The sequence below is a fragment of the Rhizobium sp. O111 genome (assembly GCF_055616315.1).
In genome coordinates, this window is the sequence record NZ_JBSHXL010000002.1 from 181,987 (window position 1) to 202,962 (window position 20,976).

Below are 20,976 nucleotides of genomic sequence, written 5' to 3' on the forward strand. Positions count from 1 at the left end.
TGTCCTTTATCGGAAACGATGGCTGGATACAGCCGCTGAAAGTCGCGCTTGCAAGCCGCTTGGGGTACTGTTGCAAGCGCGTGCAAAGCGAACACTTCGCCGCGCTCGATGTCAATATTCGTCATGAAAACTTCATATTGGCTGAGGTCGTTACGGATTGCACGCAAGTGCAACTCGATGCAAAGGTGCGTGCAGCAAAAGGATCGCCATGCCGTCTAAATTATTCGTCAGCGCGCAGGAAGTTGCCGAGAGGGCAGGGGTGTCGCGTTCCGCCGTATCGCGAACCTTCACGCCGGGAGCGAGCGTTTCCGCCGATACCCGCAGGCGCGTTCTGGAAGCGGCCGAAGCGCTTGGCTATCACGTCAATCATCTGGCACGTGGCCTGATGCGCAACGAGAGCGGCATCGTGTGCCTGATCGTGTCCGATGTCGCGACGCCCTATCGCTCGGCGCTTTTGCGGGAACTGACCATCCAGCTGCAGAACGCAGGCAAGGTTGCGATGTTCGTCAATACCGATCGCTCGGATGGCAGCGTCGACCGCGCTTTGCAGCAGGCGATCCGCTACCGGGCCGATGCGTCGATCATTCTCTCCGGCCTGCCGGACAAATCCATCACCCAGCTCTGCCTCCGCAGCGGTCAGCGCCTAGTGCTGATCAACCGCGACGACGATCAGCCGGGTCCGTTGAAGATCAACCTCGACGACTATGAGTCCGGCGGCAAGATCGCGACCGCATTCGTGCGCGCGGGGTGCAAAACGCTCGCCTTCGCGAATTCCGAAGCGGGGACGCCAAGCCTGATGGGTCGCGAGCGCGGCTTTATCGCCGCCGCCACGAAGCTCGGTCTCGAGGTTATCGTCGAGCGCTATGGATCGACGGGATACGAGGCGGGCCGTGTGCTCGCGCAGCGCATGCTGACGCGCGCTGAGCGGCCGGATGGCGTGTTCTGCGCGACCGATCTGCTCGCCTGCGGTTTCATGGATGCCGCTCGCCACCAGTTCGGACTGTCGATCCCGGATCAGCTGTGCGTTGCCGGCTTCGACGATATCGAGCAGGCTTCGTGGTCGTCCTTCAATCTCACGACCTTCGCGCAGCCGGTCATGGCGATCGCCACGCAAGCGGTGAAATGGCTCGCCTCGGGTGGCCATGAGGACGAGCCGGAGGAGGCTCATTCGGTTCGCTTGAAAGCCGAACTCATCTGGCGCGGGTCCATCCGCAAGGGTTGAACGAGCCGATACAGACACTGCGGCCCTTAAAATGTGGGGGCTTTTTTAGCGCGGGATTGCGTTATATCAGCGCTTGCCATAAACTTGAGTTTATCAAGAAGGTATAGTGCGCCCCATCCATGACATTTCAACCCCGCATGCAGAACAAGATCGAAGGTTTCTCCGTCGTCGGCGGCCTTCACAGGCGATCATGGAACGGCATCGTTGCGGATGTTTGGGATGTGGAATGCGCGCCCTATGCCGGTGGCTATTATGTGTCCAATGACCCCAGGCTTTTCATCCTGCTCGATATGAATGGCGCCGGCCGTTCGACGATGAAGCTGAGCTCGAAGGGCGCGGGCGCCGCGGAAGAGGACGAGAACCAGCCGATTTCCTATGTGCCTGCGGGAATGGAGCTCTGGGCCAATCTGAAGAACGTGCAGTTTCTTCGGCATCTCGATCTGCATTTCGACGCCGAGATCGTGGCGCGCCGGTTGATGGAGGAGCTCGATCCCGATCGGCTGACGAGCCCACGCTTGCTGTTTTCCGACGAGCGCGTGCTGACGCTGTCGCGCATGATCGCGGCCGAATGCATGAACCCGGCGCCGCTGCACGATCTCTATGGCGATGGTCTAGCACTGGCGCTGATCATAGACGTGATGAAGCTTGGCAAGAGCGAGGTGCGCAAGCGCAGCAAGCTCGCTTCATGGCAGTTGCGCAAGGCAACGGATTTCATCACCGAGAATTGCATGCGCAATATCCGGCTGGAAGAGCTTGCAACGCTGGCCGGGCTCTCGCAATCTCACTTCAGCCACGCCTTCAAGGCCTCCACCGGCATGGCGCCGCATCAGTGGCAGATGAACGCCCGGCTGGAGCGTGCGAAAGAGCTCCTGCTGCACGGCGACCAGCCGCTTATGGTCATCGCCGCCGAGACCGGTTTCTCGGATCAGGCGCATTTCACGCGCGTCTTCCGCAAGAACATCGGCACGACGCCCGCCACCTGGAAGAAGGCCCGCGTTGCCTGAACGACACACAATGTGAGCGTTTGGCCGCGCGTTGAAAAATTGCCCAAAAACATTCAATTCGTCCGGGATCGCGACAAGCTGGGCCGTTAAAATTGAGTTAATCACTCACCTTATTCGTGATGTTGGCCGGGCCGTTGGGACGACGGTGGCGTGAGTAGGGTGACAATAAATATGGGTGCGAGAGCAGACCGCGTGATCTTCAAGGCAAAGCTTCTGGCGGGTGTCGCCATCTTCGGCGCGAGCGCCACATTCGCGGTCGCGCAGGATGCGACCGAGCTGAAGCCCGTCGTCATCCAGGGCGCCGGAACTGCGGCGGCTGACGGAGCCAGCGAGGCAACCGGCCCCGTGAAGGGCTATGTGGCCAAGAAGAGCACGGCGGGCTCGAAGACGGATACCCCAATCAACGAAATACCGCAGTCCGTCTCCGTCGTCGGTCGCCAGGAGCTCGATGATCGCGCTGTCGTCAACAAGGTAGATGAGGCCCTGCGTTACACGGCGGGCGTCGCCACGCAGACCTTCGGCACCGATCCGGATACCGACTGGTTCTACATCCGTGGTTTCGATGCCGGGCAGAGCGGCATCTATCTCGATGGCCTCAACCTGTTTTCCTATGGCTTCGGCAATTTCCAGATCGACCCCTTCATGTTGGAGCGCGTCGACGTCCTGAAGGGGCCGGCTTCGGTTCTCTACGGCGGCGCTAATGCCGGCGGCATCATCGACATGATCAGGAAGCGTCCGACCGACGATCCGCTCTATTATACCGAGATCGGCATCAACTCGAACGGCAACGCTTTCACCGGCTTCGACGTTTCCGACAAGGTCGGGTCGAGTGATACGATGACCTATCGCCTGACCGGCAAGATCGCCGGCGGCGACGGCTATACCGATTACACGCATGACCTGCGCGGCTTCGTCATGCCGCAGCTCACCATCTCGCCGGATGACACCACGAGACTGACCGTCTGGGCCTATGCCGGTGGTCTCGATCAGGTTCACACAGGCAACGGCTTCCTGCCTTACGAAGGCACGGTCGTTGACAGGCCGGGTATCGGCAAGATTTCGCGCCGCTTCTTCCCAGGCGAGCCGGATTTGGATACGGGGCGTTATGATCAGCAGATGATCGGCTACGAATTCGAGCACGAGTTCGAAGGCGGCTGGAAATACTCATCGAATGCCCGCTACGGCCATCTCGATAAATATGAGTACCTTGTCTATCCCTCGCTCTATGCCAGCCAGACGGAACTCCAGCGCCTCAACTTCGAGGGCGACACCGGGGTCAATACATTGGCCTGGGATAATCGCATCGAAAACACGTTCGACCTCGGTGCCACTGAGCACAAGGTGATGGTTGGTGTTGATTACCGGCTGTACCGCATCGACAACGTGCAGAATTCCGTCTTCGGCGCAGGCTACCCGGCCCAGCCCTACAACGGCAATCTTGACGTGCTGAACCCGATCTATGGCCAGCCCCAGCCGACGCCCGGAGCGCTTTACAGCGAAGACGTCACGATGAATCAGCTGGGCGTCTATGCTCAGGACCAAGTCCATTTCGGCGATGGCTGGCTGGCAACGCTCAACGGCCGCTACGATTACGTCAACACCGACTTCACCGACCGCCTGGATGCGTCCAAGAGCTTCGACAAATCCGACGGCGCCTGGAGTGGTCGCGCGGGTCTCGCTTACGAGTTCGACAATGGCCTGACGCCCTATGTCAGTGCCGCGACCTTCTTCAACCCGCTGGTCGGCCGTGGCGGACACGGACCGCTGAAGCCGGAAGAGGGCGAACAGTATGAGGCCGGTATCAAGTATGAGCCGACCTTCATGGATGCGTCCTTCACCGCCTCCGTCTTCCACATCAACAAGCGCAACAACTCTGTTTCGATCCCGGTCGCGCCGTGGACGGACCAGCTCGGCGAAGTGGAATCGAAGGGCTTCGAGCTCGAGGCCAAGGTCAATATCGACGATAACTGGAAGCTGCTCGGCGCCTTCGCTGCGACCGATGTCACCGTCATCCAGAATGATCCGAACCCCGGCCTGATCGGCAAGACGCCTTACGTCGTGCCTGACTACACGGCGTCCATGTGGGTCGATTACACGGTGACGAACGGTCCGCTTGAAGGCCTTAGCCTCGGCGCCGGCGTTCGCCACAAGGGCCGTTCCTGGGCGGATGAAGCCAACACGCTTCGCGTTCCGGAATCGACCGTGTTCGATGCGGCGATCCGTTACGAAAAGGAAAACTGGACGGCATCGCTCAACGTCGCCAACCTGTTCGACAAGGAATATGTCGAGGCTTGCCGCACCAACGGCGCCTGCGGCTACGGCGATGCCCGGACCTTCACCTTCAAGCTTGCTAAGAAGTGGTAAGCTGACCGTATTTGCGACAACGGCTGGAGGGCGATTTGTTTCGCTCTCCAGCCGTTGTCGTTTTAATGCGGTCGAATCTTAAATGCGTCGTGCGGGGCGGCCGGATCAGCCAGCCAGCGTGAAATAGATCCAGGCCGCGACAAAGGCAGCGATCACCACGACGATCGAGATCAGCTTGCGCAGCCATGGGCGTGGCGGCTTCGGCGTCTTCTGCGGCGCGGGCTTGCGGAACTGGATGACGTTATCGCTCATCTCGCCTGTTTCCTCGTTCTAACGGACGACATCATGCTCCCATAGCAGCGTCAACTTAAATGAAAAAGCCGGTGATCGCGCCGCCTGTCTTTTTTCTGCTTATGGCAACCGAAGTGCAACTCCAGCGGCCGTCATATCAGCTTCTACATTTTGCGGTTTTCCGGCGCGTGTCAGCGCCAGCATATTATGTCTGCCGGGGCGCTTGTTCTCGCCCCAGCGCCATGGACAGGGCCATTCCCGTCCCCTATGAAACAAGAGAATTTCTGGTTCATTTGGTGGCTTTATGACTTATCAGTTCACGTCCGGCCATTGGCCCATCGGTGGCGGCGAAACCGGAGAACTCGTTCGCCGTTTCGATTGGGCGGCAACCTCGCTTGGCCCGATCAGCGCGTGGCCGCAGAACCTGAGAATCAAGGTCAATTCGATCGTCAATTCGCCCATCCCGCAGGTGCTGATGTGGGGCGATGATCATGTGATGATCTATAACGACGGCTATGTGGAAATTGCCGGCAATTATCATCCGCGCGCGCTTGGCGCGACGGTTCCCGGCATCTGGCCGGAGATCTGGGATTGGAACAGCAAGATTCTCGAGGCCGGCTTCCGCGGCGAAGTCCAGTCCTACCGCGACCAGAAGATGGTCCTGCATCGCCACGGCGTCCCTGAGGAAGTCGTTTTCGACCTGTTCTACACGCCGATCTATGATGACGACGGCAAGGTGAACGGTGTTCTCTGCACCGTGCTTGAAAACACCGACAAGGTGAAAGCGGTGGCTGAGCTCGCGGAAAGCCGCGAGGAGCTGAAACGGCTGACGGATGCGCTCCCCATCCTCGTCGGTTTCATCGATCGCGGCCATATCTACCGCTTCGCCAATCAGGGCTACATGGAATGGTTCGGCCTGGATGCTGCCGATGTCGTCGGCAAGCATGTGTCCGAGGTGATCGGCCAGGCGAGCTACCAGACACGCCTCCCGCTGGTCGAGCAGGCGATGGCCGGCGACCGCATCATCACCGACACATCGATCGTCCGGCCTGATGGAACCGACCGCAACGTCGAGATACGCTACGTACCGCGGCGAACATCCAGCGGCGATGTCGAAGGCATCTACGTGGTGATGATCGACATCGAGGATCGCAAGCGCTCCGAAGTCGCCCTGCAGCGGAGCAATGGCCGCTTCCGCGCGGCGGTGAACGCCGTTCACGGGGTGATCTGGACGAACGCCGCTGACGGACGCATGCTCGGCGAGCAGCCGGCATGGTCGGCGCTGACGGGGCAACCTTTCGAGAGCTATCAGGGTTACGGCTGGGCGGACGCCGTTCACCCGGATGACCAGGAAGGCTCGGTCGAGAGCTGGAAGGCTGCGGTCGCGGCGAAATCGACCTATGTCCACGAGCATAGGGTGCGGCGCGCCGATGGCGTCTACAGGACGTTCGCCATTCGCGGCGTTCCGATCTTCGACGCTTCGGGCGAAATCGAGGAATGGGTCGGCGTTCACACCGATATCACCGAGCAGCGCGAGGCCGAGGCCAGCCTTCAGGAGCACGCCACCAGCCTCGAACGGCAGGTTCGCCATCGCGTGCGGGCCGAGGAGCAGCTGCGGCAGCTCAACGAAAGCCTTGAGGCACGGGTCGAAGCCGAGATCGCCGAGCGCCACCAGACCGAGCGCGCGCTGCAGCAGGCGCAGAAGATGGAAGCGATCGGCCAGCTGACGGGCGGTGTGGCGCATGACTTCAACAATCTGCTGCAGGTGGTCTCCGGCAACCTGCAACTCCTGTCCAAGGACCTGATGGGCAATGAGCGGGCGGAGCGGCGCTTGGCCAATGCGCTGGCCGGCGTCAATCGCGGCGCGAAGCTCGCAAGCCAGCTGCTCGCCTTCGGCCGCCGGCAGGCTCTGGAGCCTCGGGTGATCAACATCGCCCGCTTCATTAGCGGCATGGACGATCTGTTGAGGCGTTCGCTCGGCGAAGCGGTCGAGATCGAGGTCATCACCAGCGGCGGGCTGTGGAACACCTATGCCGACCCCACGCAGGTGGAAAACGCGCTGCTCAACCTGGCGATCAACGCGCGCGACGCGATGAGCGGTTCCGGCAAGCTGACGATCGAGATGGGCAACGCTGCACTCGACCAGGAATATGCGCGCAGCCACCAGGAGGTGATGCCGGGCCAGTATGTGATGCTCGCGGTCACCGATACCGGCACGGGCATGTCGCCTGATATCTTGAACAAGGTGTTCGAGCCGTTCTTCTCTACCAAGCCCGAGGGCAAGGGAACGGGGCTTGGGCTGTCCATGGTCTACGGCTTCGTCAAGCAGTCGGGCGGACATGTGAAGATCTACAGCGAGGTGGATCAGGGAACGACGGTGCGCATCTATCTGCCGCGTTCGGTGGCCGACGAGGACCGTGAGGTGACCGTCCATGGCGGGCCGGTGGTCGGCGGCACTGAAACGGTGCTTGTGGTCGAGGATGACGAGGAAGTCCGCTCGATCGTTGTCGAGACGCTGTCCGATCTCGGCTACAGCGTATTGACCGCCAAGGACGCGCAGGCCGGGCTGAATGTCATCGAAAGTGGCATGCAGATCGACGTGATCTTCACCGACGTGGTCATGCCCGGACCGCTGAAGAGCAGTGAGATGGCGCGCCGCGCGAAGGAGCGGCTACCCGGCGTGGCGGTGCTCTTCACGTCAGGCTACACGGAAAACTCGATCGTGCACGGTGGAAGGCTCGACCCCGGCGTCGAGTTGCTATCGAAGCCCTATACGAGAGAGGCGCTGGCGCGCCGGCTTCGGCATGTGATCGCCAACCAGAAGCAGATCAGCCAGGCGTCGTCGCCGCGAAACACGGCGCCGATCGATCAGCCCGTTGCGGTGGTAGGGCCGCGAATCCTGCTTGTCGAGGACGATTTCCTGATCCGCTCCAACACGGCCGAAATGCTGCTCGATCTGGGGCATCAGGTGACGGAAGCGGCGGATGGCGCGGAGGCGCTGGAATTCCTGCAGGCGAACGAGATCGACGTGCTGGTCGCGGATATCGGCTTGCCCGATATAAGCGGCATCGACCTTGCCGTTGCCGTGCTTCGTCTGCATCCAGACGTCGCCGTCGTGTTCGCGACGGGCGAACACAGTCTGCCGGCTGGCGCTCCCGCCAAGGCCTTCCTGCTGCGCAAGCCCTATTCCGAGACGGAACTGAAATCGGCTGTCGAGCGGGCCTGGGCAACCAAGCGTCAAACGTAGCCCGATCCAGATAACAATTACGCCGGCCACGCGATTGGCCGGCGCTTATGCTGTTGTCGTGAAACTCAGGCAGCCGTCGGGTAGCGCGAGGCGTACCAGTTGCGGAAGAGTTCGTACTGCTTCTCGAGATGGCGACGCTGCGAGGCGCTAAGCTTGTCGCTCTCGTTGAAATGCAGCGAATAGCGGTCGTCGCCGTTCAGCACCAAGAGATACTTGTAGTGCAGCACGAGATCCGGGCCTTCGTCATAGGTCGAGAGCACCATCAGCGCTTCTTCCAGTTCGCGCGCATCGCGGCGTGCCTGGGCATCGCCCTTGGCGGCCTTCTCGCAGAGCGAGACGAGGTGCAGCACTTCCTTGGGAAGCGCGTTGCCGATGCCGGTGATCGCGCCGCCGGCGCCGCAATTGACGAAGCCGTGGTAGACGCCCGTGTCGACGCCGACCATCAGGGTCAGCGCGTCATCGCCGGCGGTGATGTTTTCGGCCGCATAGGTCATATCAGCCTTGCCGCCGAATTCCTTGAAGCCGACAAGGTTGGAGAAGCGCGAGCGCAGGTCGAAGAACAGGTCCGCGCGCGTCGCGAAGCCGTAGTACGGGCTGTTGTAGATGACGGCGGGCAGGTCCTTGCCGGCGGCGAGCACGGCCGAGAAATGATCACGTTGTGCTGCGACGGAAGAGCCACGCGACAGGACGCGCGGGATAACCATCAGGCCCTTGGCACCGACCTTGGCGGCGTGCGCGGCATGGCTGACGGCCGACCGCGTGTTGATCGCACCGGTGCCGACGACGACAGGGACGCCCGCTTCCGCAAGCCGCTTGACGCCTTCCTGCCGCTGTTCGTCGGTCAAAAGCGGCCAATCTCCCATCGAGCCGCAATAGACGACGCCGGACATACCAGCCGCTACGAGTTCCTTACCTTTTTCCACCAGCGCGTCGAAGTTCGGGCTGCGGTCGGGATTGCACGGCGTCATCAGCGCCGGGATGCAACCTTTGAAAACTGAATCTGCCATCTGTTTTTCCTCTTTTGATCGCCGAACGAGGCCAGAAGAAAGCTCCGCCCATTTGCTGAAGCCGTATCTATCATCATGCCGACTTCGTGTCGACAATAAAAATACAAGAGAGGATCGCTGTGAGAGTTAGAGCGGCAACCGTGCGGTCTGCCGGTTGTCGGCGGTGATGTAGGAGCGGATCTGGCTGACGATCTGGTCGGCATGGGCGGCGGCAAGCTTATCGGCACCGTCGATGTCACGATTGATGATCGCTTGGATCATGTCCTCGTGCTCGCCAACATATTGGCGTGGTAGCACGTCGTTGAAGGACGAATAGTAGAGCCTGAGGATCCTGCGGCCCTGGTCGAGCAATCGCGTGAAGAGGTCCGTGTAATAGCGGTTGCGGCCGGCCTCGGCGATGGCGACGTGGAAATCGCGGTTGGTGGCGATCATCCCCAGCACGTCGCGCGCCTCGACGGCGGTCTGGAATTGCAGCTGCAGCGCCCGGATGCCGTCGATGTCGGATGGCTGATGATTGGCTGCCGCGAGCCGCGTCGTCACGCGGTACATCAGCGTCAGCGCATCGAAGAATTCGCCCAACCCGAGAAAGTCGATGTTGGAGACAATTGTTGTGCGATTGGTGAGTGTGGTGATCAGGCCCTCGGCCGCCAGCCGCACCAGCGCCTCGCGGATAGGGGTGCGCGACAGCGAAAAACGGTCCGAAAGCTGCTGCTCGTCCACGGGGCTGCCGGGCGCCAGCTTGAGCTCGATGATCTCGTTGCGCAGGGTTTCATAGACCGTCGAGACGCCGTAGCCTCGCTTGTGTACCGGCTGCTTCTCCGTGTCATCCAACAACTGTCGTCCTCCATAGGCTGCCGCAAATTCTTGTCTTTTGCTGCATATCAGCGAACGCGACGAAGCATCAAATAATATATTCCATGTCGACACTGGCCCATGCATCACTCATAAAAAGCTGAGGACTATTGTCATGAATCAAGCGGCCATGTTGGCGTCGTGATATGGCTCGGCCCGCCTCCATGAGATCTTTGGTCTTGTGGGCTGGATGGACGATAATGCCGTTATAGATTTATCCGCTATGGCCCGTTTGAAGGCCGAAACTGATTGAAGGATTGAATGTATGTCGATTGCGACTGAGATCTCGCCGGTAATCGAGGACACGCGCACCAAGCGACTGAAAGCTGCGACGCATGCAGCGCATGAGCGCCTGGACAAGCGCATCATGCAGCTCAATCCCTTCGCGGATCGGGGGAGCTACGCTCGCCTCGTCACCATGCAGTATCTGTTTCACCGGGATCTCGATGCCTTGTTCTTCAATGAAGAGCTCGACGCCTTGCTGCCGGATCTCGCCGGTCGCCGCAGGCTGGCGCTGATCGAGCAGGATTTTGCCGATCTCGGTGTTGCGATGCCGAAAGCGGATAGCGCACCGATATTCCCCAGGGGAGAGAAGGTCGCCCTCGGCGAAGCCCTCGGATGGCTCTATGTGATCGAAGGCTCCAATCTCGGCGCCGCCTTCCTGTTGAAATACGCGGCCAAGCTCGGCCTCGACGAGAACATGGGCGCGCGCCACCTCGCCGGTGCGCCGGAAGGACGTGGCCTGCATTGGCGCACCTTCACGGCAGCGCTCGATAGCGTCGAGTTGACTGATGATGAGGAACGGGCGGCCATCGCCGGGGCGGACGCCGCCTTCGCGCGCGTCTACGATTTCGCGGAGCTCGCCTTCGCGCGACGCTGAAGTCGCCGAGCCTTATCGGCCCAGCCTGTGCCGGCGCTCCAGCCGGCTCAGGTCAGGATCAAGAAGTTGGCGCAACTCGCATCGACGCTTCCGATGCGGATTCGGTGTTCGGTCGCGGCGGACAGCGGCCGGAAAATAACCCGCTTGGCGGCCTTCGCGCGCCGCAGCAATTCTTCGCCGGCAAACAATAGCCCGTCTTTCTCGGTCATTTCGTAGGCGACATGGCCGTTATGCCCGTCATCGGCAATAGTGATCGTCCCCAATCCTGAACGCATTATGTGAGCCTCCCTCGCATTGCACATATCGTGCATTAGGGAGATAAAAAGTTCAACGCTTGGAAAGGGTTGTCCACCTTTTGGAGAAGGGGTGGCGGACAAAGAAAAAGCCTCGCGAAGGGCGAGGCTGAAGTTTCGGCCGCATCGGGGAAAACGAATGCGACCAACGCGCTCTTAGCGCATTGATGGCGTCGTTAACAGGCCAGAATCTGTCGGTTTGGTACGCATCGCAGAAATATCTCGGCCGGCGCCGTGCTTGACGGCGCCAAGATGTATAGACAAAATTCCTGCTGATAACCGGGTCGCCATCGGATTGCCGCCCGACTTTGAGAATACGGGGTGCCGCATGCGAAAGCGATTGAACCACGATGCAATGGCTGCGGTTGGTTTCATCGAGCCGTGGAGCGTGAAGGCAGGCTCCGCTACGGGCGCCTTTCTCTCCAGCGTCGATCCGAACGCAAGCGTGAGGATCGTCACGCTTGATCGCGACGAGCCGGTTGCAGTCGAATGGGAGATTGCACGGCATTCGGATGCGTTTTCGATCCGCGAGTATGACCTTGGCTCCTGGGCCGAGATTCCGGCTACGGCTCTTCGGTCTGTCATCTATGGACTATCCCTCGAAATCCTCTTCACCCGGAACGAGACAACGAAGCCGGTTGTCGCGATCGGTCCGCTGCTCTTGAACCTGGAGCCGGATGGCCGCTTGGTTGCCGTGATCGAGGGCGAAAGCCATGCCGTCGCCGGCGTTCGTAACGAGCGATGGTATCAGCTCGATGTCTCGGTCTCGCCGAGCGCGGTAGGTTACAGGGTCAGGCGTGCCGACCTGTCGGCCATAGCGGAATGCACGATCCCGCGCGTCGCGGTGGATATCACCGGGCCGATCTGCATCGGCGGCGTCTCGGATCGATCGCGCCAGACCTTGAATGCCAGGCTCGGCCGCATCCGGCTAACCAGCGCTGACCACGAGACGGAATGGCGCTTTCCCACCCGTGGCCCGGTAAGCGACATTCCGCCCGTGCAGCAAGGTAACCCGCCGATCATCCTCCACAATACGCCGACATTTGCGGTCGCCTCGCCGCGCTTTTCCGGCGAGATGCATGATCCTCGTCTGGCCCCCGATCATTTCGATGCCATCCACCTGCACGACGATGACTTCGGCGGCTTCGACTGGGCGGCTGATCTGAGTGTTAACATTCCCGAGGACGCCCGATCTGGCGTCTATGCGCTTGAGATAAGGACGGATCGCGGCGTGGAGACGCTACCTTTCTTCGTTCGCCCACGCGAGCCTCAATCGAACGTGGCGGTGCTGATGCCGACCGCGACCTATCTCGCCTACGCCGACGAACAGCTGCCACCGCATCGCTACCCTTGGCATGGCAGCGACCGCGCGCATCTGTTCGCGATCGACAACAATTTCTTGGGCCTCTACGACACGCACAGCGACCTTAGCGGTGTCAACCTGACCTCGAGCCGGCGCCCGCGCGCGACGCTAAGGGATGACTATCACTACCCTCTGTCGAACTCGCCGCATCTGCTCTCTGTCGATCTGCAGCTGCTGAAATTCTACGCGCGGCATGGCATCGCGGTCGATGTGCTGACCGATCGCGATCTTCACGACGAAGGCGTCGACAGCCTCTCGCCCTATCGCCTGGTGCTCACGGGCAGTCATCCGGAATACTGGTCGTCGGCGATGATGATCGGGCTGGATCGCTATCTAGGCTCCGGCGGCAGCCTCGGCTATCTCGGTGGCAACGGCTTCTATTGGGTCGTCGCCTTCGACGGCGACAAGATGGAATTGCGGCGCGGCAAGAACGACATCTGGAGCGGTCGCCCGGGCGAGATGCATCTCTCGATGACGGGCGAGCCGGGCGGAAACTGGGAAGATCGCGGCAACCGCCATCCCCAGGCGCTGGTTGGTGTCACCTATGTGATCATGAGCTTTGGCCCATCAAGACCTTACCGCCGCTTGGAGGGGAGCTACGGCGCCGAATATGCATGGCTGTTCGATGGCGTCGGCGACGTCTTTGGCGACAGCGGCGCGGTGCTCGGTGGTGCGGCGGGATATGAGGTGGATGCGGTGCTGCGCTCGGAGGAAACGCCCGCCAACCTGGTTCGGCTGGCGGTCGCGGATGGCTTCGACGACAGTTTTCAGGTGCGCCCCGATCTCTGGCTTGCCGATGGTGAAGCGGAGCGGGCCGCGATGCGGCGATCGGATATGACGATCTACCGGCACGAGGCCGGCGGATTGGTGTTTTCCGCCAGCTCTGTCGCGTGGATCGGCGCGCTGCCGGCGCCGGGAGAAGACAACGACGTTGGCCGCATCATGCTCAATCTCGTCGGCCGGTTTACGGGTTAAAGCGCATCGTCTTGCTGCGAACCCGCGCGGATCGCCGCCAGCACTTCCTTCTGAATGGAGATGAAGTCCGCGGTCGAGATCATGTCCTGATGTCTCGGGCGCGCCAGGCCGACATGGAAGGTGGCGTTGATGCGGCCGGGATTGATGCTCATCGAAATGATGCGGTCGGAGAGGTAGACGGCCTCTTCGACGTCGTGGGTGACGAACAGCACCGTCAGGCGATGCTCCTCCCAGATCTGCGTCAACAGTTCCTGCATCTGGTGGCGCGTCAGCGCATCCAGCGCCCCAAAGGGCTCGTCCATCAGGAGCATCTTCGGCCGATAGGACAGCGCGCGTGCGATGGCGACGCGCTGCTTCATGCCGCCTGATAGCTGCGAGGGGAAGGCATCGGCGAAACGGTCGAGCTTCACTAGGTTGATATGGTGCCGCGCGACTTCCCTGCGTTCTGCAGCCGAAAGGCCTGCCGCCTGAAGGGCGAACTCGACGTTCTGCTGCGCGGTCAGCCATGGCAGCAGCGTATAGGACTGGAAGACGACGCCGCGATCGAGGCCGGGGCCGACGATCGGCGCGCCATCGGTCAGGAGCACGCCGTCGTTGAACTTCTGGAGGCCGGCGACGATCGACAGAAGCGTGCTCTTGCCGCACCCGGAGGCGCCGACCAGCGACACGAACTCGTTGTCGGCCAGTTCCAGATCGATGTTGCTGAGGGCGTGAACGCTTCGCTTGCCCGATCCGTACCACTTGTTGAGCGATTGGATCTTCAGTTTCGGTTCAGTCATATCAATGTCTCGACGTATAACGGAAGAAAACACGCTCGAGAGCCTTCATGCTCTGATCGGTGATCAGACCAAGTATGCCAAGAAGCAGGATGTAGCCTATGATCGTCTGCGTCTGGAAATAGCGCTGTGACACCACGATGCGGTAGCCGAGCCCCGAGGTGGCCGCGACAAGTTCCGCCAGAACCAACCACGTCCAGGCCCAACCCATGCTGATGCGGAGCGTATCCCAGATGCCCGGCAGCGACGACGGCAGAACGATGCGCCAGAGGATCTTCGGTTCCGACAGGCCGAGCGTTCGGCCAAGCCCAACGAAGTCGGGCGGCACGCGCTTGACGCTGTCCATCACCATCAGCACCTGCTGGAAGAACGTGCCGATCCAGATGATGACGAATTTCTGGATGTCGCTCGTTCCGGCCCACAGGATCGTCAGCGGCACGAAGGCGACGACAGGCATGTAGCGGACGAAGTCTATGAACGGTTCGATCGCCGCTTCCCAGGTGCGGTAGCAGCCGATCATGATGCCGATCGGGATCGCCATCAAGGACGCCAGCGCGAAGCCGACGAGCATTCTATAGATGCTGATGCCGGCATCGTTCAGCAACGTCCCGTCAAGCGTCAGTTCCACCATCTTGGTCCAGACAGCGCCCGGGCTCGGAAGGAAGATGGGCTTGACCCATCCGGTCGCGGTCGCCGCCCACCAAAAGGCAAACAGCAGCGCGAAGACGCATATCGCGATCAGGAGGAACGTTTTTGCGCCGAGCGGATCACCGATGCGGAATGCACTGGGCGGTCGCCCGACACCCGCGCGCGAAGGCGCGCGAGTGTCGGTGCTGGCAGACGAGGATTGTGATGCCGACATGGATGATCCGTCTCGGGTAGCGCGTTACTTGTTGGCCGCGTCGACGAAGGACGAGTCGATCATCTGTTCGGCGGTCACGTCCTGGGCGAGGATCTTGGCAAGCTTTGCAGCCTTCAAGACATCGACGAAGGTCTTGGTCTTGAACTCACCGGCCAAGGCCTTGGACGCTTCAGCGGTCGTGTAATACTGAACGCCATCGAATGCGGTTGCGAGGTCCTCAGGCGATGCGCCCACAGCCTTGGCGATGATCGCGCGGTCCTCGGCGGTGTTGGCCTTATAGTCGGCAAGCGCTGCGTCCCACGCCTTCAGCATGGCCAGAACCTGGCCCGGCTTGGACTTCAGAACGTCTTCGCGAACAACCAGCACGTCCGAAACGAGGCCCGGATCCTTGCCGGCTTCGAAGAGAAGCTTGATGGCCTTGTCCTGCGCGCGTGCGGTCGAGATGTAGGGCTCGTAGGTCACGGCAACGGGAACCCGGCCGGCGATCAGAGCGGAGCCCGCATCGGCGGCCGGCATCGGAACGCGGGTGATATCGTCGATGGTCATGCCGTTGGCAGCGAGCGCGTAGTTGAGCAGGATGTCGCTGGTCGTGCCTTCTTCATAGGCGACGCTCTTGCCCTTCAGGTCGGCGACGCTGTTGATGTCGCTGCCGGCGAGAATGGCGTCGGCCGTGAGGCTGAAGTCGAGGAGGGAGACGATCTTCACCGGCAGGCCGGCGGCGACCATGCCCATCGCGGTGTGGGTCGCGATGTTGGCCGCGTCCAGCTGGCCGCTGGCGAGCGCCGCGTTCAGGTCCTTGTCTTCAGTGAAGTTGACCAGTTCAACCTCTTCCAGACCGGACTTCTTGAACAGATCCTTGCTGGCGGCGACGTGCCACTGGCCGTAGCCGAGCCACGGCTCGATGCCGAGCTTGAAGGTGCCTGCTTCCGGCTTGGCGGGAATGTCGGCTGCTGCAGCCGGGACGGCCTGCGTGAGAGCGCCGATAACGCCGGCGACGATGGCCAGGCGCGACATGTGAGACTTGATCGATGCGTATGTCATGGTAACCCCTCTTTTCTACGATGATGTGTTCGCTAGGCTCGAAGCCGAGACGTCATTCGTGTGTTTTGTATGTTCAGCCTATATTTTGGGCGGTCGGCTGAACAGCATTATGTATAGTCATTTCTTTGCCCGAACTTGTAAATCTGAATCTGCGCGACAACGCCAATTGACGCCGCGAAAAGTCAGAAAACCTCTACCCCTCTATGAATGTGCCTGTCGATTTCGGCAATCGCTGATGTCGCGTTTTGGCGAATTCGTGATGGCTGGAAGCGCTCATCTTACACATGCTCCGGATCGATCGCGTCGAGGAACCGGGTCACGATATCCGTCCCCTCTGTCGGCTCGCTGCCCACCATGACGGCGGTTGAAAAGCCGATCAGCGAGGAAGTCGGATTATGCGTGGCCGCGCCGGCGCGAAGGTTCATGACCAGCGTTGGGCAAAGGAAGAGCCCGAGCCGGATCACCGTTCGCCAATCCTGTGGAAGCAGCGCACGGTTTTTCAGCTCCGTAAGCAACGGCTTCCATAGCGCCGTTGCCTTGGCGTCGAGAAGGGCCTGACGGACCGGGCTTGGCTGCCAGTCAAAATCGGCATGCAGGGTGCCATCTGCGTAGCGCGCTCGGGCGTCGAATTTCTGCTCGGCCAACGCCGGCTCGTAGAGCCAGAGCGGGTGTGCAAAGATGTTATGGAAGGTGGTTTTGACTTCGGCAAGCAAGGTTGGAATGTGCTCGCCGGCAAAAGCCGGGTCGAAGAAGGCCAGCGACGCACCGTCCTCGCTTTTGCGATACCAGACGTTCGCGTTGTGCGCGTCGCCATGAGCGGTGACGCCGCCGGCATCGGCAAGGCGAAGCGGCGCCAGCCGCTCGTGCGCGTCGTCAAACAATTCGCCGACCGTCTTTTCATAGGCAATGCCGTTGATGACGAAGCGCGCCGCCGCGAATTCGCTCCAATCAAGCGAAACGCCGGGGAAGGCGAAGTGCTTGCCGATGTAGAAGCTCTCGTAGCGCCCACCCGGGAATGTCGCGCCGGGTTCGCTGACGAGGCGGGCGGAAAACAGGCGGTGTACGGGCTCTTCAGCCACCTGTCCCGGCGTCACCGGGTGCAGCGTCTCCAGATAGACCTTCAGCACGGCCTCGCTGAGCTTGCGCTCGGCATCCACCGCGTCAGCGGCTGCCGCCGCATCCGGCTCGAGATCGATCGCGCGCAGCACGTCGGAGAACCGGGGGTCGAAGCGGCGCTTGTAGACGAGGATCTGTTCGCCTGGCAGGGTCGACATCATCACCGGCTGATCGACGGGAAGGCCCGCGCGCGTCAGGATATCCGCGCGGTAATACTCGCCGCCCATCTTCTCCTCGCCTTCCTCCTGGTGGAACTTGAAGAAGTATTTCTCCTCGCCACTTTCGAAGAAGCCGTTCAACGAGTTCAGGCTGTACTGGTCGAAATTGATCGCGAGGTTCTGTGCCTCGAGCTCGAACAGATCGAAAAGCAAGTTGGCGAGAAGTGTCTCAGCCACGCCATCACGCTTCTTGGCGTGATCGCGGATAATGGCGGTTCGGCTGTTGGTCTGGCTCATGGAATGCGCTTCTCGAATATACTTGGTGTTGACGCGTGTTGTCAGGCAGGCTTGTGGGTTGGGCGATACCGGCTGCCGAGGGAGTAACGGCTGCCGACATGGGTGAAGGTGTTGACGGTCGCGACCGTGGCGCCGGTCCAGGTCTTGCGGTGCAGAACGAGGCAGCTGTCGCGCTCGGGCATCTGCAGCAGGCGCGCCTGCTCCGGGCCGGCCGGCACCGCGCTGATCAAATGTTCGACCTCGGTCAGCGGCGTGCAGCGCTGCAGATATTCCAGTGTCGCGATCGAGGTGAAGTCCTGATCGAGATAATGCGGGACGAGCGCTGGGTTGACGTACCGCTCTTCCAGTTGCACCGGAATGTCGTTTTCGAAATGCACGACGAGTGAGTGGTCGACGGGTTTGATCCGATCGAACTCGAATGCGTCGATAATCGCGGCCGCGGGATGTTCGACGCGTTCAAGCAGGATGACGCCGGCGCGATGCTTGCCGCCGCGATCACGGATCTCGTTGATGATGTTGCTGACTTCGATCAGCGTCGACTGCGCCTTGGGCGGCGCGACGAAGGTGCCGACGCCCTGGACCCTGCGAAGATGGCCTTCCGAGGTGAGCTCGCGCAGCGCACGATGGACGGTCATTCGGGAGACGCCCAGCGAATTCACGAGATCGTTTTCGGAGGGCAGCCGGGCATTCTGCGCCCACTTGCCGCTGCCGATGTTCGCGAGCACGAAGTCCTTGACCTTCTCGTAGAGCGGCGATGCCGAATCCGAAAGTGCACTCAATGACAAGCTCTCCAGTTCGTTCTCGTGACCGGCTATCGCGTGGCGAACCTCAATCCGCGATCTCGACGATGGTCTTCAATTTCTGGCTCCGGCCTTCGAGCAGCCGCTGATAGGCATCCGGGACATCGTCGAGCGACGCCAGGACCTCGCTGAACTCGATAAGGGCCGGCTCCAACTCAGGCAGCACGGCGATCGCTTCCGGCAGCTCGGATGCGAAAGCGTGGCAGCCAACCAGCGATATTTCCCGTTCGACCAGGATATTCGGATCGAGATCCAGCTTGCCATGGCTGATGCCGACAAGCGCCAAGGCGCCGCCACCGGCAAGCAGATCGAGTCCGGCGGCAATCGCATGAACATTGCCCGTCGCGTCGATGGCATAGCGCAGCCGTTCGCCATTCAGCGCCGTATCGATCGCGGCCTTGTCCAGGGCGACAGCCGTCCCGCCACAGATGCGCGCGACCAGCGCCGCGCGCTCGGCGTTGGTATCGGCAAACAGAAGTTTGCCCCTATGAAGTCTCGATAGCAGCAGACCGCTCAGGCCGCCGATCGTGCCGCAACCGATGACGAGAACCGGTTCATTTTGTCTTGGGTTGAGCCGTCGCACGGCATGCAGCGCCACCGCCAACGGCTCCGCCATCGCCGCGACCTTGGGTGCCAGCGATGGCTCGTGCTTGAAGAGCAGTTTTGCTGGCAGCTGAACATGCTCGGCAAAACCGCCGTCGCATGCTTCTCCGACGAAGCCCAGCGCCTCGCATATGTTGCTGCGGCCGGACATGCAGGCCGGGCAGGTGCCGCAGTAGACGCGTGAGTCAGCCGCCACGTAGTCGCCGACCTTTAGATGCTCGACACCTTCGCCGACATCGGTCACCCGGCCGCAGAACTCGTGACCTGCCGTCGAGGGGCGTCGGCTAATCCACTGGCCGGTGCGGAAGTTGTGCAGGTCAGAGCCGCAGATGCCGGCTGCGCGGACCTCCACATTGACGAAGCCACTGGGTGGGGCCGACGGCGGGTCGATCGTTTCGACCCGCAAATCCATCGCATCGTGGAGGCGCACCGCTTTCAAGGGCTCAGCCTTTCGTCTTCAGATAGGCGTCGCGCACGTCGGATACGGCGTTGGCGTGCGAAGAGAAGCCTTCGTAGAGCGCCAGCTTGTGCGCATGCGCGGCAAACTCGGGATAAGCAGGCGCCGTGACGTAGCCGATCGAGCTCCGCTTGACGAAGTCGGTCACCGAAAGCGGGCCATAGGTGCGCGCCCACCGGCTGGTCGGCAGAACGGCGTTCGGGCCTAGGCAGAAATTGCCGATGCTGACGGGCGTGTGTGGTCCAAGCAGGATCTCGGCGGCCTCGGTGATATGGCCGAGATGCGCGAAGGCGTCTGTCGAGAGAATCTCGAGGTGTTCGGGCGCGTAGGCGTTGACGAAGGCATAGCTCTCCTCGATCGAAGAGGTCAACACGACGCCGCCGCACTTGCCTGTGAGCACCGTCTTGGAGAAGCCGACGCGCTGTTCCGTCATCCGACCCCAATGCTCCGGAAGGGCCGCGATCGCTTCTTCGGCGACACGGCGGCTGTGGGTGACGAGATAGGCGGACGAATCCGGGCCGTGCTCGGCTTCGATCAAGAGGTCGAGTGCTGCAAGGCCGCCATGCACGGTGTCGTCGGCGAAGATCATCGCCTCGGAAGGGCCGGCCGGAAGGCCTGTGTCGATAACGCCTGATAGAAGACGTTTTGCTGCGACGACCCACGGGCTGCCCGGCCCGACGATCTTCAGCGCCGGCTTGATCGTTTCCGTGCCGTAGGCGACGGCGGCGACTGCCTGCGCGCCGCCGACCTTGTAGACGGTGTTGACGCCAGCGAGACGGGCCGCGACCAGTGTTGCGGCATCGACGCTTCCATCCGGCGCCGGCGGGGTGACGATCGCAAGGTTCGGCACGCCGGCAACCACGGCCGGAACTGAGGTCATCATCGTGACCGAGGGGAAGGAACCCTTTCCGCGTGGCACATAAAGCGCGACCGACTGGATCGGCGTGAAGCGGTCGCCGGCGAATGCACCCGGGCGAATTTCCTTCAGCCACATGGCCTCGGGCTTCTGCTCTTCGTGGAAGGTACGGATATTGGATATACCGAACTTGATCGCCTCGATGACGTCGTCCTCGACGAGCTTGAAGGCAGCGTCGAACTCGGCCTCGGTCACCTGGATCGAGCTTTCCGACACGTCGGCCTTGTCAAGTTCGCGGCCGAAGCGTGCAACGGCCCGGTCACCTTCCGTGCGAACGGCCTCAAGGATCGGGCCCACCTTCTCGATAAAGCCGGAGATGTCGGTCTCCGACCGGCGAAGCAGAGCCGATTTCTCGTCTGAAGAAAGCTTCGAATATTCGTAAAAGGAGACTTCAGTCATTGTGCACGTAACCTTGTTGGCGTCTTGGGCAAGCGCCGGCGAAAACCCAGCAGTGGGCACAGCTTCGCCGCCGATGTCCGTTCGATCGGCTGTCTACTCAAACCAGTGGCTCA

Annotated in this window: 17 protein-coding genes; 6 read left to right on the top strand and 11 right to left on the bottom strand. The window is 61.3% G+C overall.

Going from position 1 to position 20,976, the window contains the following annotated elements; translation table 11 throughout:
* The first annotated feature begins 208 nt into the window (after positions 1-208).
* From ACVTFQ_RS20475 to ACVTFQ_RS20485, 3 genes are all read left to right on the top strand, one after another.
* Positions 209-1,222, top strand: coding sequence for a LacI family DNA-binding transcriptional regulator (locus tag ACVTFQ_RS20475; protein ID WP_112436557.1), 1,014 nt, complete (start codon positions 209-211; stop codon positions 1,220-1,222).
* 119 nt (positions 1,223-1,341) lie between these two features.
* Positions 1,342-2,226, top strand: coding sequence for a helix-turn-helix domain-containing protein (locus ACVTFQ_RS20480; RefSeq protein ID WP_112436556.1), 885 nt, complete (start codon positions 1,342-1,344; stop codon positions 2,224-2,226).
* 171 nt (positions 2,227-2,397) lie between these two features.
* Positions 2,398-4,590 carry a TonB-dependent siderophore receptor gene (locus ACVTFQ_RS20485; protein WP_112949627.1) on the top strand — a complete coding sequence of 731 codons (2,193 nt, stop codon included), beginning with the start codon at positions 2,398-2,400 and terminating at the stop codon, positions 4,588-4,590.
* Between the two features lie 105 nt (positions 4,591-4,695).
* Here the strand turns inward: ACVTFQ_RS20485 and ACVTFQ_RS20490 are convergent, their stop codons facing one another.
* Positions 4,696-4,842: a hypothetical protein gene (locus ACVTFQ_RS20490; RefSeq protein WP_018896790.1), complete on the bottom strand. Its 147-nt coding sequence runs from the start codon at positions 4,840-4,842 to the stop codon at positions 4,696-4,698.
* Between the two features lie 283 nt (positions 4,843-5,125).
* Here ACVTFQ_RS20490 and ACVTFQ_RS20495 point away from each other — a divergent pair, with 283 nt between their 5' ends.
* On the top strand, positions 5,126-8,068 hold the full coding sequence (locus ACVTFQ_RS20495; RefSeq protein WP_112949628.1) for a PAS domain-containing protein: 2,943 nt from the start codon (positions 5,126-5,128) through the stop codon (positions 8,066-8,068).
* A 65-nt stretch (positions 8,069-8,133) separates the two neighbouring features.
* On the opposite strand, the gene ACVTFQ_RS20500 is transcribed toward ACVTFQ_RS20495, so the two are convergent.
* Positions 8,134-9,075: a dihydrodipicolinate synthase family protein gene (locus tag ACVTFQ_RS20500; RefSeq protein ID WP_112436553.1), complete on the bottom strand. Its 942-nt coding sequence runs from the start codon at positions 9,073-9,075 to the stop codon at positions 8,134-8,136.
* A gap of 126 nt (positions 9,076-9,201) precedes the next feature.
* Positions 9,202-9,906 (bottom strand): GntR family transcriptional regulator, encoded by a 705-nt coding sequence (locus ACVTFQ_RS20505; RefSeq protein ID WP_112436632.1) that lies wholly within the window; start codon positions 9,904-9,906, stop codon positions 9,202-9,204.
* A 286-nt stretch (positions 9,907-10,192) separates the two neighbouring features.
* Between ACVTFQ_RS20505 and ACVTFQ_RS20510 the strand changes: the two genes are divergently transcribed.
* Positions 10,193-10,807 (top strand): biliverdin-producing heme oxygenase, encoded by a 615-nt coding sequence (locus tag ACVTFQ_RS20510; protein WP_112436552.1) that lies wholly within the window; start codon positions 10,193-10,195, stop codon positions 10,805-10,807.
* A 47-nt stretch (positions 10,808-10,854) separates the two neighbouring features.
* Here the strand turns inward: ACVTFQ_RS20510 and ACVTFQ_RS20515 are convergent, their stop codons facing one another.
* Positions 10,855-11,082, bottom strand: coding sequence for a hypothetical protein (locus ACVTFQ_RS20515; RefSeq protein WP_026282694.1), 228 nt, complete (start codon positions 11,080-11,082; stop codon positions 10,855-10,857).
* 346 nt (positions 11,083-11,428) lie between these two features.
* Between ACVTFQ_RS20515 and ACVTFQ_RS20520 the strand changes: the two genes are divergently transcribed.
* On the top strand, positions 11,429-13,438 hold the full coding sequence (locus tag ACVTFQ_RS20520; RefSeq protein WP_413391186.1) for a N,N-dimethylformamidase beta subunit family domain-containing protein: 2,010 nt from the start codon (positions 11,429-11,431) through the stop codon (positions 13,436-13,438).
* Here ACVTFQ_RS20520 and ACVTFQ_RS20525 read toward each other — a convergent pair.
* From ACVTFQ_RS20525 to hisD, 7 genes are all read right to left on the bottom strand, one after another.
* A complete protein-coding gene (locus ACVTFQ_RS20525; RefSeq protein ID WP_112436550.1) occupies positions 13,435-14,217 on the bottom strand; it encodes an ABC transporter ATP-binding protein in 783 nt (260 codons plus the stop codon). The two genes, ACVTFQ_RS20520 and ACVTFQ_RS20525, sit on opposite strands and share 4 nt — an antisense overlap.
* Position 14,218: 1 nt before the next feature.
* Complete coding sequence (locus ACVTFQ_RS20530; protein ID WP_112436549.1) at positions 14,219-15,076, bottom strand: ABC transporter permease; 858 nt, start codon at positions 15,074-15,076, stop codon at positions 14,219-14,221.
* Positions 15,077-15,100: 24 nt separating this feature from the next.
* The gene (locus ACVTFQ_RS20535) at positions 15,101-16,117 is read right to left on the bottom strand and encodes an ABC transporter substrate-binding protein (RefSeq protein WP_112436548.1); all 1,017 of its coding nucleotides are present in this window, start codon (positions 16,115-16,117) and stop codon (positions 15,101-15,103) included.
* A 278-nt stretch (positions 16,118-16,395) separates the two neighbouring features.
* Positions 16,396-17,688 carry a hypothetical protein gene (locus ACVTFQ_RS20540; RefSeq protein ID WP_112436547.1) on the bottom strand — a complete coding sequence of 431 codons (1,293 nt, stop codon included), beginning with the start codon at positions 17,686-17,688 and terminating at the stop codon, positions 16,396-16,398.
* 41 nt (positions 17,689-17,729) lie between these two features.
* Positions 17,730-18,467 carry a histidine utilization repressor gene (gene hutC, locus ACVTFQ_RS20545; RefSeq protein ID WP_112436546.1) on the bottom strand — a complete coding sequence of 246 codons (738 nt, stop codon included), beginning with the start codon at positions 18,465-18,467 and terminating at the stop codon, positions 17,730-17,732.
* 49 nt (positions 18,468-18,516) lie between these two features.
* Positions 18,517-19,530, bottom strand: a complete 1,014-nt coding sequence (locus ACVTFQ_RS20550; protein ID WP_112949629.1) for a zinc-dependent alcohol dehydrogenase — start codon at positions 19,528-19,530, stop codon at positions 18,517-18,519.
* Between the two features lie 4 nt (positions 19,531-19,534).
* A complete protein-coding gene (gene hisD / locus ACVTFQ_RS20555) occupies positions 19,535-20,863 on the bottom strand; it encodes a histidinol dehydrogenase (RefSeq protein WP_112436544.1) in 1,329 nt (442 codons plus the stop codon).
* Positions 20,864-20,976 lie beyond the last annotated feature (113 nt).